At 64.4% G+C, this 16,569-nt stretch carries 13 protein-coding genes and 1 tRNA gene; 4 read left to right on the top strand and 10 right to left on the bottom strand.

All coding sequences use genetic code 11. The annotated features are described in order from the left end of the window. Positions 1–105: 105 nt before the first annotated feature. The 7 genes from NKJ89_RS22540 to NKJ89_RS22510 all read right to left on the bottom strand — a co-directional run bounded on the left by NKJ89_RS22540 (position 106) and on the right by NKJ89_RS22510 (position 7,389). On the bottom strand, positions 106–1,884 hold the full coding sequence (locus tag NKJ89_RS22540; protein ID WP_352605710.1) for an NAD(P)-binding domain-containing protein: 1,779 nt from the start codon (positions 1,882–1,884) through the stop codon (positions 106–108). Positions 1,885–2,235: 351 nt separating this feature from the next. Continuing rightward, entirely contained in the window at positions 2,236–3,480 is a 1,245-nt protein-coding gene (locus tag NKJ89_RS22535; protein ID WP_352605708.1) for a M24 family metallopeptidase, read from the bottom strand. Positions 3,481–3,728: 248 nt separating this feature from the next. Continuing rightward, positions 3,729–4,292, bottom strand: coding sequence for a type 1 glutamine amidotransferase domain-containing protein (locus NKJ89_RS22530; protein WP_352605706.1), 564 nt, complete (start codon positions 4,290–4,292; stop codon positions 3,729–3,731). Between the two features lie 199 nt (positions 4,293–4,491). Further along, entirely contained in the window at positions 4,492–5,295 is an 804-nt protein-coding gene (locus tag NKJ89_RS22525) for a glycosyltransferase family 25 protein (protein WP_352605704.1), read from the bottom strand. A gap of 66 nt (positions 5,296–5,361) precedes the next feature. Continuing rightward, positions 5,362–6,222, bottom strand: coding sequence for a DUF2182 domain-containing protein (locus NKJ89_RS22520; protein ID WP_352605702.1), 861 nt, complete (start codon positions 6,220–6,222; stop codon positions 5,362–5,364). 9 nt (positions 6,223–6,231) lie between these two features. After that, positions 6,232–6,870 (bottom strand): DUF1326 domain-containing protein, encoded by a 639-nt coding sequence (locus tag NKJ89_RS22515; RefSeq protein ID WP_352605700.1) that lies wholly within the window; start codon positions 6,868–6,870, stop codon positions 6,232–6,234. A 444-nt stretch (positions 6,871–7,314) separates the two neighbouring features. After that, a tRNA-Gly gene (locus tag NKJ89_RS22510) sits at positions 7,315–7,389 on the bottom strand. Between the two features lie 259 nt (positions 7,390–7,648). Here NKJ89_RS22510 and NKJ89_RS22505 point away from each other — a divergent pair. The 4 genes from NKJ89_RS22505 (at position 7,649) to NKJ89_RS22490 (ending at position 10,415) form a co-directional block, all read left to right on the top strand. Continuing rightward, positions 7,649–8,146, top strand: a complete 498-nt coding sequence (locus NKJ89_RS22505; protein ID WP_352605722.1) for a prolyl-tRNA synthetase associated domain-containing protein — start codon at positions 7,649–7,651, stop codon at positions 8,144–8,146. Positions 8,147–8,229: 83 nt separating this feature from the next. Continuing rightward, a complete protein-coding gene (trxA, locus tag NKJ89_RS22500; RefSeq protein WP_352487150.1) occupies positions 8,230–9,231 on the top strand; it encodes a thioredoxin in 1,002 nt (333 codons plus the stop codon). Positions 9,232–9,324: 93 nt separating this feature from the next. Then, a complete protein-coding gene (locus tag NKJ89_RS22495) occupies positions 9,325–9,996 on the top strand; it encodes an LON peptidase substrate-binding domain-containing protein (RefSeq protein ID WP_352605698.1) in 672 nt (223 codons plus the stop codon). A gap of 170 nt (positions 9,997–10,166) precedes the next feature. After that, complete coding sequence (locus NKJ89_RS22490) at positions 10,167–10,415, top strand: Trm112 family protein (protein ID WP_023763174.1); 249 nt, start codon at positions 10,167–10,169, stop codon at positions 10,413–10,415. Between the two features lie 229 nt (positions 10,416–10,644). On the opposite strand, the gene NKJ89_RS22485 is transcribed toward NKJ89_RS22490, so the two are convergent. From NKJ89_RS22485 to NKJ89_RS22475, 3 genes are read right to left on the bottom strand one after another with little or no spacing between them, the layout of a single operon-like run. Then, on the bottom strand, positions 10,645–13,998 hold the full coding sequence (locus NKJ89_RS22485) for an error-prone DNA polymerase (protein WP_352605696.1): 3,354 nt from the start codon (positions 13,996–13,998) through the stop codon (positions 10,645–10,647). After that, on the bottom strand, positions 13,995–15,473 hold the full coding sequence (locus tag NKJ89_RS22480; protein ID WP_352605694.1) for a DUF6504 family protein: 1,479 nt from the start codon (positions 15,471–15,473) through the stop codon (positions 13,995–13,997). The genes NKJ89_RS22485 and NKJ89_RS22480 overlap by 4 nt, the downstream gene beginning before the upstream one ends. Beyond that, on the bottom strand, positions 15,415–16,491 hold the full coding sequence (locus NKJ89_RS22475; protein ID WP_352605692.1) for an ImuA family protein: 1,077 nt from the start codon (positions 16,489–16,491) through the stop codon (positions 15,415–15,417). The genes NKJ89_RS22480 and NKJ89_RS22475 overlap by 59 nt, the downstream gene beginning before the upstream one ends. Positions 16,492–16,569: the final 78 nt, after the last annotated feature.

Below are 16,569 nucleotides of genomic sequence, written 5' to 3'. Positions count from 1 at the left end.
CCGATCATCCAGAGGTCCTTTCAGAATCGATTTCCGCACACCACACAAGAGTCCCTTTGTACTCATGTGCGATTCCCCTGCCCTCGAGGGGGGAGATCAGCAGCGTCAGCTCACCGCCCCATAAACCGGCGTCTCGATCCCCTCCATCCGTGCCTTGATCTGCAGCGCTACATACTTCGAATAGAAGCGCGACAGCGCGAGGTTGCCGCCGTGGAACCACAGCGCTTCCTGCGCGGTCGGTTTCCACATGTTGCGCAGCTCGCCCTGCCATGGTCCGGGGTCGCCCTTGACGCCCGAGCCAAGACCCCAGCAGGGGCCGACCTTGTCGGCGACCTCGCGCGAGACGATTTGCGCCACCGTCTCGTTCATCGACTGATAGCCGGTGCAGGCGATGATCGCGTCGGCGGCGAGTTCGGTGCCGTCCTCGAACAGGATGCCGTCCTGCGTCAGCGATCTGATGGCGACGCCGCTGCGGATGCCGATCTTGCCGTCGATGATCAGGTCGGACGCGCCGACATCGATGTAGTAGCCGGAGCCGGTGCGATAGGCCTTCATCAGAAGGCCGGTCTCGTCGTCGCCGAAATCGATGGCGAAGCCGGCGGCGCGCAGGCGGTCGTAGAAGGCCGCGTCGCGCGCCTTGATCACCTCGTAGAGAGCCCGCTGGCCCTTGGGTACGAGCGCGAACGGCATCGAGGCGACGATCATGTCGGCTTTCTCGGTGGTGATGCCGCGCGCCAATGCCTTCTCCGAGAAGATCTCGAAACCGACCTCCATCAGCGTGTCCGACTTGACCACGGTGGTCGGCGAGCGCTGGATCATGGTGACGTCGGCGCCGCTTTCCCAGAGATCGACACAGACATCATGACCGGAGCTTGCCGCACCGATGACCGCGACGCGTCTGCCGTGGAACTTCTCGCCGCTGTCATATTGGCTGGAATGCAGCAGCTCGCCTTTGAATCGATCGGCGCCCGGCAGGTCGATCCGGCGCGGTGGACCATAGGCGCCGGTGGCGAAGACGATGTGCTTCGGCTTCAGCGTGATGTGCCGGCCGGCGCGATCGACCATCACGGTCCAGCCTTTCTCCGCCTCGTCATAGCTGGCGCTGAGGCAGTTCGTGGCGGGCCAATAGTTGAGCTCCATCACGCGCGTGTACATTTCCAACCAGTCGCCCATCTTGTCCTTGGGCGTGAAAACCGGCCAGTTTTCCGGGAAGGGAATGTAGGGCAGATGGTCGTACCAGACCGGGTCATGCAGCACGAGCGTACGGTAGCGGTTGCGCCAGGAATCGCCGGGCCTTGAATTTTTCTCGATGACGATGGTGGGCACGCCGAGCTGGCGCAGCCGCGCGCCGAGCATGATGCCGCCCTGGCCGCCGCCGATGACCAGGCAATAGGGTTGCTCTTCGGCGCCAAGCTTGCGTGTCTCGCGCGCCCGCGCCTCCGACCAGGTCTCACGCTCGGGATCGGCCTTGTGGCGGACGCCGAGCGGACGCTTTGCCCCCTTGCGCTCCTCGAACCCTTTGAGCTCGGTCATCGCGGTAAACAATGTCCGGCAGCGGCCATCGCGCAGCCGCATGATGCCCTCTCCTGACGCCACAGCTGTCTCGAAGCTGAGCCAGGCCTCGATGGTACCCTCCTCCGAAGTCGCCTCGCCGGTCAGCTGCCATGCCGTCGGCCTGGTCGTCGCCAGCGTTGCCTCGAGCATGCCGGCGATCGCGTCGCGGCCTTCCATGGTCGTGATGTTCCAGGTGAAGATCAGGAGATCGCGCCAGTAGCAGTCGTCGACGAACAGGTTGCTCGCTGCCGCCCCATCGCCCGCTTCGAGCGCGTGCGCAAAAGAAGCGAGCCATGCCGCTGCCTGTTTCGATGGTGCCATGTCCAGCATTACTTCCCACTTTCGTTTTGGCGTTGGCCTCGCCCGTTCTTTCCTTCTCCACTTGTGGGAGAAGGCAGAAGCGCAGCCTCAATCCCCGAGCGGCTCCATCTCCTTGCCGGAATCCTTGATCAGCCAAGTGATGTCGAGGATGCGCATGGCAGGATCGCGCCCTCCATATCGTGGCCCGGATCAGGTCCTTCCTGGCTGCCAGCTTCGGTCATGATCCTTTCCCGGGTTGCGAGGCAGACTTCTTAGCATGTTTGCAGGCCATGGCTCCACGTGGGCCATTCTGGATGATGACCACTGGCGCAGTATGACACCCGGAAGTAAGCCGACCACAGAGCGCCCCAAGGGCCTTCGCTATCCAATCACCTCCAGCCGCCTCGGCAGGCGGTTCATGGCGACAGGTCCATCCGGCGTGATCAGGAACTGGTCCTCGAGATTGAAGCTGGCGAGGCCATCGATGTAGAGCGGGATCTCGAAAGCCAGCACCATGCCGGCTTCGATCGCGACATCGCTGTCGGCCGCAATGAACGGCCATTGTTCGGAAAAGACCGATTGTCCGACGCCATGGCCGAAATGACCGCGGCGATAGGAGCGCAGCCCTTGCCGCGCCAGGCTCTCGGTGGCGACGCGATGCACGTGGGCGAGCGTGGTCCCCGGAACAAGGGATGCCAGCCCGTCCTCGAAGGCCTGTTCGGCGATCGCATGCAGCTCGGCCCGCTCAGCCGATGGCGGCCCGAAGGTGAAGTTTCGCGACATGTCGGAGGCGTAGCCGCCGACCGTGCAGACCATGTCGCACTTCAGCGGGTCGCCGGGCACGGCTTTCGCATCGGCAGCCTTGGCCTTCGCGCCCAGCGTCACATATTCGGCCGTCGCCACGGGATGGGACAGGCCCGCCGCGGCGCCGGCGACGCCTTCCCGGTAGAGGGCAATGAGATCGGCCTGGCGCATACCGGCCATCGCATCCACCTGCAGCCGCTCCAACCCGGCCTCCGAGAGGGTGATGCCTTGCTGCAAAAGGTCGATCTCGCGTTGCGACTTGATGGCCCGCAGCCTGTCGAGCGCGGCCGAGCCATCAACCATGATGCAGGCCGGCAGCAACGACTGCATGGCCAAGAAATCTGCGGCGGCGATGAAATCGAGATCGACGCCGATCGTTGCGCGGTCGAGACCGAAGCAGGTCAAGATTTCCTTCAACGCGCGGACGGAATTGGTCAGGTCGAAAGTCGCCGGCCGCGAGAAATCAGGCGCCCGGCCGGACGATGTCAGGCCAGCCTCGATGCGTTGCACCAGCGCTAGGCCGGACGTCGAGGCGTCAAGCGCAGCGGTTTCGATCCAGACCGGGTGGCTGCGAATGACAGCATCGGGCAATGCCGCCTGCAGCTGCGCCGCATTGAAGTCCGCGACCACCACGCCGATCGGCAGGTCCTGGCCAGCGGGGATGACGACGAAGCCGGCACCGGCACGCCGGAACAGTCCCGCCGGACCGATCGAGGCGCCGGTCGCATAGTGGAAGGCCTCGGGCGCGCACAGCACCAGCGCCTCGATGCCGGCGCGATCCATCAGTTGAGCCGCGCGCTGGCGGTCGACAAAGCCTGTCATGGGTTTCTCCGAATGTCCGAAGCGGCAACGGAGCATTCCGGACAGCGACGATCAAGTGGCAGATGCGGGGCAGGCGTTGTGCCGCGGGACACAACCCGGCGGTTTCGACCACTGCCCTTTCCGGGCGCGGGTCTGAAGCGATCGCCCCTGCGATGACGCAGGGAGCAACGGACGGAAACCGCTATCTGATCGATTCCAGCTTGGCGACGGCTGCGTTGGGCTTCGGCTGGGCCGGCCTGGTGGGCGGGCTAAGCCGCGGCGCGCCTGTCGTGCCGCCCTTCCCTGATTTCCTCGGCGAGCTTGTCGCAGAACGCGTCGAGATCGCCCGGGTTGCGGCTGGTGACAAGTCCCTGGTCGGTGACCACCGCGCTGTCTTCCCAGACACCACCGGCATTGATCACGTCGGTCTTGATCGATTTGTAGGATGTGACCCGGCGGCCCTTCACAATTCCGGTCTCGACGAGCAGCCAGGGCGCATGGCAGATCGCGCCGACGACCTTGTTGGCCGACCAGAACGATTTGATGAAATTGAGGAGTTTCGGCTCGATCCGCAGCAGATCGGGGTTGATAACGCCGCCGGGCAGCACGATCGCGTCGTAGTCATCCGCGCGCGTCTCGTCCAAAATCTTGTCGACGGGCACCTCGCGGCCCCAATCTTTGTGGTCCCAGCCCTTGATCTTGCCGCTTGCGAGCGACACGACATCGACCTCGGCGCCCGCTTCGCGCAATTTCTTGAGCGGCACCTCAAGTTCGGCTTGTTCAAAGCCATTTGTCGCAAGGATAGCGACGCGCTTGCCGGAAATGTCCTGCATGGTTTTCTCCATCATTGGGTTGATGGAAGAGCTAACGAGGTCCAGCGGGAAGCGTTCCTTGCTGTAACTTTATGTGACTTCTGGAGGATGATTGAAGGGATTTCGGTCAGGTACCCCCACCGGCCCGGTCAATGTTGTCGACCCAAAACCCGGTTGAAACCAGGTTCGGCCGCGCAGCCCCGCCGGGTCGCGGCGAGCGCTACATATGGCCAACGAGCTGTCGGCGATATTTCTTATACTGCCACTCGATGCGCTTGTACCAAAGCGGCCGTTGACTGTCGGGATTTATGGACGTCAAGAACGCCCCATTGTGCGTGCCCTGCTCAACAAAGGGTCTCTCGAACCAAAGCACCTCCACCCCGAGCGCCGCGTCCGCACCGTCGATCTCGTGGCCGATCGGCGCGGACATCTTGCGTGCATCAAACCAGGCGCACCTCTCGGCTGCCACGGAGCGGGTGATGATATAGGAATCGGTGGATCTGCCGTGAGGGGCTGGATAGAGATGTTGTCCGCGCTTCAACTTGAACGCCGAAATGTAGTACGTACCGGCATTGCCGATATAGATGACGGCCTTGCGGTTTGGATCGCCGAGCTCCGCCAGAGCTGCGTTAAACTTTGTATTGAAATTGGCCGCCAGGAAAACGTCGTCCTCAAAGACCAGACAATAGGGCTTGTCGGTCTGCAGAAACTCACGCCAGATCCCGATGTGTTTCAAGGAGCAGGACAGTTCCGCCAGTTTGAGAGCGCCTGGCACGGTAAGCCTTTCGACCTCTTCGTCAGTAATATCTGAAACATCCCAGTGAAGATACCAGGTGGCCGGGATACCATGACGAGCGACCTGCCTTGCAATGTGCTGTTCGCGGTCCTCATAGCCCTGCTTGACGTGGCAAACACGCACATAGACCTGGTCGGCGGGAAACGTAGGCATTTGCCGTGTATAGCCATCGGCTTTTTGCGAGTCTACGCCTTGAACGGTCACGGGACACAGCTTCTTATTCGCCATGCCGAAGCTCTTTGATTTAGAGGCGGATTCAAATTTCAGATCGAATCGACCTGAAACCATCCGGTTCTAGCCGCTTGTCCAAGGCATCTCGATCACCCCGTACGATACGGCGATCCCGAGGGCAATTAGCGCAATGCCCAAAGCAGCTTCGAAGCGTCGGCCACGCCGCATCAGCTTCTCGACGAAGACGATCAGTGTCAAAAGCAGCATCCAGGCGAGGCTCATGACGCCCGATGCGACCAGTATGGCGAACAGCGCCCAGCAGCAACCGAAGCAATACAGGCCGTGGCGCAGCCCCATCTCAAGCGCGCCAACTCGCCCGTCGCGCCAGTGCTGGGCAACGAAAGCGAGCGGCGAGCGGCAATGGCTTAGGCAAATGTGCTTGAGGGTCGTGAACTGGTAGAGGCCGGCGACGCCAAGCGTGGCACCGAGCGCGAGCGGCGCCCATTTCGACCGCTGGGGCGGATCGAGGCTTGTCGCGAACTCGCTGCCGAACTGGACCAGGACATACACGAGAAGGCCCGCTGCCACCCAGACGAGAAGGTAGCCCGCGACGAAAATCCAGGTCGGAACGGCCACCTGCCGTCCGCGCCTGGCTTGCGCCGCCGCGAACATAAAGATCATGGGCGCCGCGGCCGGCAGCATCATAGCCGCCATCATCACGGTCCATACTGCGAGAAAGGCGGCGACGCCGGCGAGTGACCAGCCGTCGGCCGCAATTCCGGCCATCGCCATGCCGGCCATGCCTTCCATACCCTCCATCCCGCCGCGCACCGCAATGCCCATGGGCATGTCCATGCTGAAGGTCTGGTAGAGGGTGAGCGCCCATGCCGCCGCCGTCAGTACGACGAGCGACGCGAGAAGGCCGAGCGGAATGCCACGCAAATTCCCGAGCCGCCACGTTTTCCTGGGGAACGCGCCGGGCATCGGCACGCCCTAGTTCGGGCCGGACCAGTCGAACGGAATGTGCTTGCTCGAGCGGGCCGTGCCCGTCCAGTCCAGCCCGAAGCCTTTGGTGCTCACCTCGACAGAACGCCCCCAGGTGGCAACCTGGCCTGGGCCGACCTCCGAGCCCGGCGGGTTGATTGTCTGCACCCGCTTGCCGGGCGGTGTCGTAGGACCGGAAAGCGCTTCCGCGCGACCGACGACGAGGCCAGGAATTTCGACTCGCCAGGTGGCGAGGTCGCCTGCCACCTCGAAAGTGATTGGCACAAACTCCATGCCACGCATCTCGCCGACATTGGCGGCAAAGCCCGCCGGCCAGCCGCCGGCGTGGCCGCCGAAGATTACCTGCAGGGCTTCGCGCTGCGACTCATTCGCCTTCTCGTCGAGGTACATGCCCATCACGGCTTTTGCCTCGCCGGCCCATAGATTGCCTTCGAACTCGCCGAGCGCCACCAGCGTCAGGCCGTCGAGCTTCACGTCGCCATACTGACCCTCGCGCACATGCCAGGCGAGCACGCCCTGGCAGTGATTGCCGGTTGGTCGCTGGGCGAACTCGCACGGGCAAGGGATGTCGCAGCTGCAGATGTCGAACCAATCGCCCGCGAGGCGCCATTGAGGCACTGCGTCCATGGCTCTTTCCTCCCGAAATTGAGCGGCAATCATACGTCGAACGCTGGGCGCATGCCAGCAGTTCGTGCGTCGCTCCGTGATTTGCCGCTCAATCCGGAAGCCCGCTTTTGCGATCGTCTGGCGGTCCTTGCGTCCACGCTCGAGAACGCCAGGCGTAAAGACGCCGTTCCAGATCGACACCAGCGCGGCGCCGCTCAGCAGAAGCGGAATGCGGGCATCTCAGCCAGCGCGGCGCTCGATCCGATGCCTGGAATTGGGGAAAATCCACGGTGCATCCAGCGGCACGAAAGAGGCTCTAAGGAGTCCTCACGCTTGCCTTCGGATAGGCTGGTCGTCGGCGATCAGGATCGCAATTGCAAGCCGAACTAAGAACTCCCCCGGACCCAGACAGCAAAAAGGCCCGGTTACCCGGGCCCTTGATGCTTTTCAAATCTAAAGAAGATTTGGAGCGGGTGAAGCGATTCGAACGCTCGACCCCAACCTTGGCAAGGTTGTGCTCTACCCCTGAGCTACACCCGCTCACACGGCGTCTTGGCCGCAAGCCGGGCCTATATGGCTGAAGAGCGCGGCGATTGCAACAGGGAAATCGCAGGCTTTTTTGTGACACGGCGGGCGACGTCGGCAAAGTCGCCGGCACCGTGGCGAGGCGTGCGAGCGGCGGGCGGCGGCGGCACCGCGAAGGGCGGTGCCGCTCACCGTGATGTCGCATGACGGTCTTGTGTCGGCCGCCCCATTGGCCGTAAACGGCATGGCTGAGAAACCGGGCGAAGACAAACCGATGCCGAAGACCGAAGCCGACCTGATGGCCTTTCTTGCCGAACTCGGGATCATCACGTCGACGAAACGCCATCCGCCTCTCTACACGGTCGCCGATTCACAGGCGCTGCGCGGCGAAATCGCCGGCGGGCACACGAAAAACCTGTTCCTGAAGGACAAGAAGGACAATTTCTTCCTGGTCACCGTCGCCGAGGACGCGGTTGTCGACCTGAAGCAGATCCACCAGGTGATTGGCGCCGCCAGCCGCGTCTCCTTCGGCAGGCCGGAGATGCTTATGGAGCTGCTTGGCGTCACGCCGGGCGCTGTCACGGTCTTTGGCGTCATCAACGATACCGCAAACAGGGTCAAGCTCGTGCTCGACAAGGATTTGATGGAGCACGCGGTGATCAATGCGCATCCGCTGACCAATGAGGCGACGACGTCGATCGCCGCAGGGGACCTGATCAGATTCGTCGAGGCAACCGGGCACGATGCTGCTATCTTGAAAGTCTCCGCGTGATCGCCACATGGATGGCTTGAAACCGATGGTCTGAAGGAAATGGCGCCGGCTGCCAGCCGGCCCGCTACGGAAGGGTTAAAGAGATGAGCGACAACAATCCGTTTGGCGGCCCCTTCGGCGGCAATGGTGGCCAGTACACCACATCGGTGCAGTATGGCGGCACCGCGCCGGCGCCGGCGAAGGTCGCGCTTGGCGATGCGCCCACTGCCCCTGCCAATGTCATCAAGGACACGACGACCGCCGCTTTTGCTGCCGACGTCATCCAGGAATCGCGCCGCCAACCGGTGCTGGTCGATTTCTGGGCGCCCTGGTGCGGGCCCTGCAAGCAGCTTACGCCGCAGCTGGAAAAGGCGGTCAAGGCCGCCGGTGGCAAGGTCAAGCTGGTCAAGATGAACATCGATGATCATCCGTCGATCGCCGGCCAGCTCGGCATCCAGTCGATTCCCGCGGTCATAGCCTTCAAGGACGGCCAGCCGGTCGACGGCTTCATGGGCGCCATCCCCGAGAGCCAGATCGCCGAATTCATCACCAAGGTCGGCGGCAAGGGCGATGGCGCGCCGCCGGTGGCCGAGGCGCTGGCCGCGGCTGCGGAAGCGCGCGACGCCGGCGACATGCAGACCGCGGCCGACATCTATGATGCCATCCTGGCGCAGGCGCCGGAGACCGTCGAGGCGATCGGCGGCCTGGGCGAGCTGCTGTTCGAGGCTGGCGACGTGCAAGGCGCCGAGGCACTTTTGGCAACAGCGCCGGAAGCCAAGAAGGATGCGCCGCCGCTGGCCGCCCTGCGTGCCAAGATGGCGGTTGCCGCGCAAGCGGCGGCGCTTGGCAATCCGGCCGAGTTCGAGCGCCGCCTGGCGGAGAATCCCGCGGATCATCAGGCGCGTTTCGATCTGGCCATGATTCAGAACGCCAACGGCGACCGCACCGCGGCGGCCGATAATCTGCTGGCCATCATCAAGGCCGACCGGACCTGGAACGAGGACGGCGCCAGGACGCAATTGCTGCAGCTGTTCGAGGCCTGGGGCATGACCGACGAGGCGACGCTTGCGGCGCGGCGCAAATTGTCGGCGCTGCTGTTTTCCTGACCTTGGTGTTGTTTTGCCGCACGGGCTTGGCGTCGGCGATCAGCGCGCCAGATTAATGCATGCGCTTCGTGAAGAAGCGATCGGAGGAATGAGGTGCAAGCGGGAAACGCGCATTACCGGCTCGCCAAGCATTTGCCATCGACGATCCCGATCTTTCCGCTCGAGGGTGCGCTTTTGCTGCCGGGGGGCCGCATGCCGCTTAATATTTTCGAGCCGCGCTACCTGCAGATGGTGGACGAGGCCATCACCGGCTCGCGGCTCATCGGCGTCATCCAGCCCAGGCTCGATGGTGCGCTGCGTGCCGACGGCGAGCCGGAGCTTTGCAATGTTGGCTGCGCCGGGCGCATCATTGCCTTTTCCGAGACCGGTGACGGCCGCTATCTGGTTTCGTTGCAGGGCGTGTGCCGGTTTCGCATTGCAAGCGAATTGACGGTCAAGACGCCGTTTCGCCAGGCCAAGCTGGCGCCCTTCCTGGCCGATCTCGATGAGGATCAGGCGGCCGACGAGATCGACCGGCCATCGCTGCTCAAGGCATTTCGCGCCTATCTGCAGGCCAACGACCTGGAAGCCGACTGGGAAAGCGTCAGCCGGGCCGAAAACGCCATGCTGGTCAACGCGCTGTCGATGATGGCGCCCTACGGGCCGGCCGAGAAACAGGCGCTGCTCGAAGCAGCCGACCTGAAGACCCGAGCCGAAACGCTGATCGCCATCACCGAAATGGCGCTGGCGCGCGAGAATGAGGACTTTGGCTCGAGCCTGCAGTAGGATGTGCCGATATTCAGGTCGGGCCGGCCTGCAAACGGAGGCTTCCTGCGCTTTCGGTGCTCACGTACCCAAAGTACGCTCCGCTCCGGTTCTCGGTATCAGCCGTTTTCGGCTCGGCCTGACCTGACTCAACACATCTTAGGCCCGCAACTGGCTGGGAAGAGAATCTTATGGCGGCGGTTGGACGTGACGGGAAGAAGGTCAATGTCGACCCCAAGCTGCTGGAGCTGCTGGCCTGCCCGCTGACCAAGGGGCCGCTGACCTGGGATCCGGAGCGTGGTGAGCTGGTCTCGCGGGTCGCCAAGCTCGCTTATCCGGTGCGGGACGGCATTCCGATCATGCTGCCCTCGGAAGCGCGGACGCTCTCCGTGGAGGATGTGCTGGCCCCCCCGCCGCCGCGCCTGGGTGGGCCGGGCTGAATTCGAGCGCCGTGCGGCGCAGAAATTGCCGTGGCTGGCGGGCCAGCACCCCCCTCTGGCCTGCCGGCCATCTCCCCCGCAAGGGGGGAGATTGGCAGTTCGTGCGTGCCGCCAGCCTTCAGACGTTGGAGATTGGCGAAGGCCGATGCGACATCCGATCTCCCTCCTTGCGGGGGAGATGTCCGGCAGGCCAGAGGGGGGTGCTGTCCCGCTGACATCGTTTTTGCCACTACTGAAAATTACGCCCCTTGGGCATCACTTGTTCCGCCTCTCCCGATAATGCCGCAAGATCCTGTCGGATCGGTGCGCTCCGGATTGTGGGTCGACTGTCGCGATCCGGACTTCTGGCAGTGCGTTCCTGAGGACCGGCGACCGCCGATCCAGCTTCGCTGACCTTCTCCAGAAGCACGGTTAGCCAAGGCGTCAGGTCCTCGACCTTTTCTGCGACGATGTGGACCACACCCGATTCCGACTGCAATTTCCCGGTGACCCGAATGAACCGCGCGCCCATCACAATCGGCCGGTAGCGGTCGAAGGTTCTTTGCCAGAAAATGATGTTGGCGACGGCCTTGTCGTCTTCGAGCGTCAGGAAGATCGCATTGCCCTTGCCGGGGCGCTGCCGCACCAGCACGAGGCCGGCAACGGAGACACGCCGGCCGTCGCGCACGCAAGGCAGGTTCGCATTGGGCGTGACGCCGGCGCGGTCGAGGCGCTCGCGCAGGAAGGCGACCGGATGCGCCTTCAGCGACAGGCCGAGCGAGCGGTAGTCGTGGATGACATGCTCGCCGAGCGGCATTCTCGGCAGTTTCGTCTCGGGCTCCAGGTCGCGCAGGCGGAGTGCCGGCTGATCGAACAGCGGCAGCCTTTCGGCGGCGCTCTTGCCGTCGAGCGCGCGCACCGCCCACAAGGCTTCACGACGATCGAGGCCAAGCGAACGGAAGGCGTCGGCCTGCGCCAGCCTCTCGATCTCGCCGACATCCAGGCCGGAGCGCAGCCAGACGTCCCTGACGGACACGTAGCCGTCGCCGCGCCGGTCGACGAACAGCTCCATGCGCTCCTTGGAAAGGCCTTTGATCTGGCGGAATCCGAGACGCAGCGCATGATCCGTCTCGATGACGCCGCGCATCTCGGCATGGCGCGCGAGAATGCGGGCCGGATCGAAAGGCGCTTTCTCCAGCGTGCAGTCCCAGACCGAGAAATTGACGTCGACGTCGCGGATGTCGACGCCATGGTCGCGGGCGTCGCGCACCAGCTGGGCCGGCTGGTAAAATCCCATCGGCTGCGAATTCAGGATCGCGGCGCAGAACACGTCGGGATAGAAGGTCTTGAACCAGCAGGAGGCATAGACCAGCAGCGCGAAGGAGGCGGCGTGGCTTTCGGGAAAGCCGTATTCGCCAAAGCCTTCGATCTGCTTGAAGCAGCGTTCGGCGAAGTCCTTGGTGTATCCCTTGCCAACCATGCCGTCGATCATGCGCCGGCGATAATTGCCGATCGTGCCGGTGCGTTTGAAGGTGGCCATGGCGCGGCGCAGTTCATCGGCCTCGCCCGGCCGGAAACCGCCGGCGACGATGGCGATCTTCATCGCCTGTTCCTGGAATAGCGGTACGCCCAGCGTCTTGCCGAGAATCTCCTTCAATTCCGCCTTCTGATACTCGGCCTTCTCCTTGCCCTGCCGGCGGCGCAGATAGGGGTGGACCATGTCGCCCTGGATCGGCCCGGGCCGCACGATCGCCACCTCGATGACGAGATCATAGAATTCGCGCGGCCTGAGGCGCGGCAGCATCGACATCTGGGCGCGGGATTCAATCTGGAAGACGCCGAGCGTGTCGGCGCGGCAGATCATGTCGTAGACATTCCTGTCCTCGGGCGGCAGCGTGGCCAGCACATAGGGCCGGCCATATTCATCCCGTGCATTGGGATAGTGCTCCTCCAGCAAGGTGAAGGCGCGCTTCAGGCAGGTCAGCATGCCGAGCGCCAGCACGTCCACTTTCAGGATCTTCACCGCGTCGAGATCGTCCTTGTCCCATTCGACCATCTTGCGCTCGTCCATCGCCGTCTTGACGATGGGCACGATCTCGTCGAGCCGGTCCCTGGTGATGACGAAGCCGCCGACATGCTGCGACAAATGGCGGGGAAATCCCATGATCTCGTTGGCGCGTTCCAACACATGCCGCGACACCGGATCGGCGCGATCGAGCCCGCCGGCGCGGGCTTCCTTTTCGCCGAGTTCCGAGGTCGACCAGCCCCAGATCGAGCCGGACAGGGACGCCCTGACATCCTCCGACAGGCCCATCGCCTTGGACACTTCGCGCAGCGCCGAACGGCCGCGGTAGCTGATGACGGCGGCGGCCAATGCCGTGCGCTTGGTGCTGTACTTCGTATAGATGTACTGCATGACCTCTTCGCGTCGCTCATGCTCGAAATCGACGTCGATATCCGGCGGCTCGTTCCTCTCCTCGGAGATGAAGCGCTCGAAAAGCGTGTCGATCCTGTCCGGCCCGACTTCGGTGATGCCGATGCAGAAGCAGACGATCGAATTGGCGGCCGAGCCGCGTCCCTGGCAGAGAATGTCCTGGCTGCGGGCAAACTTGACGATGTCATAGACGGTCAGGAAATAGCGGGCGTAGTTGAGGCGCTCGATCAGAGCGAGCTCTTCCGCGATGCGCTTGGTCACCGAAGCGGGCACGCCTGCGGGATAACGCTCGGCAGCCCCCTCCCGCGCCAGCCGTTCCAGCTCGGCCTGCGGCCCGAGACCCGATTCCGTCGGTTCGTCGGGGTAGTTGTACTGGAGATCGCTGAGCGAAAAAGTCAGCTCCTGCGCAAAGCGCAAGGTTTCGGCCAGTGCCTGCGGATGCCTGCGGAACAGGCGCGCCATCTCCATTGGCGGCTTCAGGTGGCGTTCGGCATTGGCGGCCAGTTGCAGCCCGACCTCGGAGACGGGTGTGTTGAGGCGGATCGCGGTCAGCACGTCCTGCAGCGGGCGCCGTTCGGCCGTGTGGTAGAGAACGTCGTTGGTCGCCATCAGCGGGATGCCGGCGCTCTCGGCAAACGCCGCTGCCTGCTCGATCCGGAAACGGTCATTGCCGGCATAGTCGGGCGAAACGCCAAGCCGCAGGTTCCGGCCGAAACGATGCTTGAGATCACGAAGCAAGGCGAGACGGTCTTGCGCCCCCGCCGTCAGATCGGGCAGGACCGCCAGCGACATCAGATCGCCCCATTCGAGCAGGTCGCTGCGCTGGAGAAGGGTGGCGCCCTTTTCGTTTTCATCGCGCAGGTTGGCTTGGGTGAGCATGCGGCAGAGATGACCCCAGCCCTTGCGGTCCCTGGGATAGGCGAGAATATCCGGCGTGCCGTCGCCAAAAACCAGCCGGCAGCCGGGGTGGTAGGAAAGCTTTTCCACTTTGGCCTGCTGCCAGGCGCGCACCACGCCAGCCACCGTGTTGCGGTCGGCAAGCCCGATCGCGGAAAAGCCCAAAAGCTTGGCGGCGACCACCAGTTCCTCCGGCTTGGAAGCGCCGCGCAGGAAGGAGAAATTCGACTGGATGCCGAACTCGGCATAGGGAATGACGGTCAGCGCGTTCATGCGAAGACACCATGCAGGAACCAGCGCGGCGGGACCTGCGAGGCGCCGCCGTAAAGGCCTTGACGGTAGAGCCAGTAGCGGCGGCCGTCGGCATCCTCGATGCGGAAATAGTCGCGTGTCGATGCCGCTTCGTCGCCTGGCGTCTCGCGCCACCATTCCGCCGCGATGCGTTCCGGCCCCTCGGCTCGCGTCACTCGGTAGAGCGCGCGCCGCCAGCGGAAGTTCAGTGGCGGTCCCTCCGGCATTTCGGTGGCCGGCACATCGATGGGTTCGGGCGAGCGGAACAGCCGGATCGGCCGTTCCGGCGGGAAGATGGTTTTCGGCGCCTGCAGCCTGTCCGGCCTCTTCGGCGGCGTGGTCCGGCGCGGCGCTTCGGTGAAGGGGATCGTGGCGACGGCGCGCTCCGGCAGATGGCTTTCGACGGCAACCGGCTGCAGGACCGCGCCATCGCCGAGCCGGGCGCGGATGCGGTCGGCAAACAGCGCGATATCGGCGCCGTCGTCGATCACCTCGCCGGCAAAGTCGGCCTGCTGCATGTCGAAAGCGGCTGATGTCAGCACCGAAAGCCGCACCAGATCGAAGCCATAGCCGGCATCGATATCCTGTTCGAGCGCCGCCAGCCGCTCGTGGAACAATTTCTGGATCAGCCGGGGCTCGCGCATCGGCCGCGAGGTGCCGATGGCGATGCGGCTGACGGCGCCGTCGACGCGAAAGAGCAGCAGCGCCAGCGCCCTGGCGCCCTCGCCGCGGCGCTCGAGGTCGGTCTTCAAGGTCGTCGCCAGCATGCCCACCAGACGTTCGATGTCCTCGGTCAGGGTGACGGGCTCGGCGAGATGGCGTTCGACCGAAAGCGGCGCGACGGGAAGGCGCGGCGACACCGCCTCGTCGAGACGGCCAAGCGCCTGGTCGAGGCGCAGGAGCAGCAAGGCGCCGAAGCGGCGGGCGAGCGGCGCGCGCGGTGCCGCCATGACGGCGCCCGCCGTGCGCAGGCCGACGCTTTCCAGGCTGGCGCGAGTCGCCGGCTCGATGCGCAGCGCGGCCAGCGACAGGGGTGCCAGCAGCGCTTCCTCCTCGCCGCCATCGACGATGCGGTCACCGGCAAACCGTGCCGCCGCCCAGGCCGCCCCCGGTGTCGCGGCAAGCCCGGCGCGAACGTCAAACCCCTGATGGAAGAAGCGCGACAGGATGTCGTCCAGCATGGCGCGTTCGCCGCCGAACAGATGGGTGCAGCCGGTGACGTCGAGAAACAGGCCGTCCGCCCCGTCCAGCGCCACCAGCGGGGTGTAGCGGTCGCACCAGTCGGCAAGGCCTTCGAGCAGGCGGCGGTCGGCCTCCGGATCGGCCTCGACGATGTCGATCGACGGATGCATGGCGCGCGCATCGGCAATGCCCATGTCGCGCTTCAGATGCAGCGCCTCAGCCCGCTCGTCGAGGGCCGAGATGCGTTGCGCGTTGCGGTCGCGATGGCTGATCACGAGCGGTGGACGAGATGGCGGCAGGTGATCCGACGGCCGGGAACGCCAGGACCGTCCCAGACGCTGCCGCAGGATCCGTTCCACTGCCAGATAGGGAAACCAGAGGGACAGGATTCTTTGCCCGGCCTCTCTCTTCGCCCCTTCTATCGTCGCCCGCTCTTTCGTCGCCCGCTCTTTCGTCGAATGCGCGTTCATCGGGGTTCCACTCCAGTGTGAATTGTCCAGGCAGGGCCGTGCGGCTCTTGCCGATGGTGAGGGTGAAGGCCGGGTGGCCGATCGAGCCGGCGAGCGGCCCGGCAATGGTGTCTCGCGGCGTTGCCGGTGCCGCCGCGACGATGAGGCGGACGGGGGCCGCCGTCGGTTCGGGCTCTGCCGCCTGCCGCAGCAGGAACACCGGCCGGCCGGCACCTTGCGCCCGCGCATGCAGCCGGCGCGTCGCGGTCAGGTCCAGCCGCTGCGGATTGCCGCGAATTTCGAGGATGACGGCGGCGAGCGCCGTCATCCGGGCCGCCTCCTCGGCGACCCACAGCGCATCGACGAGTTTTGGCGCCTCGGAAAACAGCAATTGTTCCGGCTCGATGCCGAACGAGGCGTGAAGCCCCCTGGCATAGGGAAAGCCCGCCTCGCGGAAGATTTCCGTGGTGCCGATCCACAGCACCGGCAGCCCTTGCGCCTGCTTGAGGATCAGGCTGGTGAGCGACAGGGCGAAGCCGGCGACGGCCCCGGCATCGCGGGTTTGCGTGCCATGGATTTCGCTCAGGGCTGCCTTCGGCAGGCCGCCGCTCAGGGCGGCATCGAGACGCTCGACGCCGGTGGGCAGGTACGCATCCGGCAAAGCCGCGGCAATGCCACGTCGGACGATTGTGAGATCGGTATTGGGCGTGACATCGGTTTTGGCGTCAGCATCAGGGGTCGCTGCGGCCGGCGCCTGCAGGCGCTCGGGCAGCGTTCCCTCGATTTTCGCGATCTGGCGGCGCAGGGCAAAAACAGTTTCCCGCGCCACGGCGGTCATCGCCATGACGGTCAGCTTCCACTCACAATTGTTCCTGTTATGTTCCCTATAGATTCCAGAGGGTGCCGGAAGAGTCAAGCGGAG

It is taken from the genome of Mesorhizobium sp. M0047 (genome assembly GCF_040323315.1).
In the GTDB taxonomy this organism is placed as follows: Bacteria; Pseudomonadota; Alphaproteobacteria; order Rhizobiales; family Rhizobiaceae; genus Mesorhizobium.
This window is presented reverse-complemented; position numbering and strand designations above follow the sequence as displayed.

Excerpts from the sequence above, each read along its gene's own strand:
- NKJ89_RS22525 (WP_352605704.1), bottom strand. The coding sequence starts at position 5,295 with ATGGCGAATAAGAAGCTGTGTCCCGTGACCGTTCAAGGCGTAGACTCG.
- NKJ89_RS22485 (WP_352605696.1), bottom strand. The coding sequence starts at position 13,998 with ATGAACGCGCTGACCGTCATTCCCTATGCCGAGTTCGGCATCCAGTCG.
- NKJ89_RS22505 (WP_352605722.1), top strand. The coding sequence starts at position 7,649 with ATGCCGAAGACCGAAGCCGACCTGATGGCCTTTCTTGCCGAACTCGGG.
- NKJ89_RS22520 (WP_352605702.1), bottom strand. The coding sequence starts at position 6,222 with ATGCCCGGCGCGTTCCCCAGGAAAACGTGGCGGCTCGGGAATTTGCGT.
- NKJ89_RS22535 (WP_352605708.1), bottom strand. The coding sequence starts at position 3,480 with ATGACAGGCTTTGTCGACCGCCAGCGCGCGGCTCAACTGATGGATCGC.
- NKJ89_RS22475 (WP_352605692.1), bottom strand. The coding sequence starts at position 16,491 with ATGGCGATGACCGCCGTGGCGCGGGAAACTGTTTTTGCCCTGCGCCGC.
- NKJ89_RS22530 (WP_352605706.1), bottom strand. The coding sequence starts at position 4,292 with ATGCAGGACATTTCCGGCAAGCGCGTCGCTATCCTTGCGACAAATGGC.
- trxA (WP_352487150.1), top strand. The coding sequence starts at position 8,230 with ATGAGCGACAACAATCCGTTTGGCGGCCCCTTCGGCGGCAATGGTGGC.
- NKJ89_RS22515 (WP_352605700.1), bottom strand. The coding sequence starts at position 6,870 with ATGGACGCAGTGCCTCAATGGCGCCTCGCGGGCGATTGGTTCGACATC.
- NKJ89_RS22490 (WP_023763174.1), top strand. The coding sequence starts at position 10,167 with ATGGCGGCGGTTGGACGTGACGGGAAGAAGGTCAATGTCGACCCCAAG.
- NKJ89_RS22540 (WP_352605710.1), bottom strand. The coding sequence starts at position 1,884 with ATGCTGGACATGGCACCATCGAAACAGGCAGCGGCATGGCTCGCTTCT.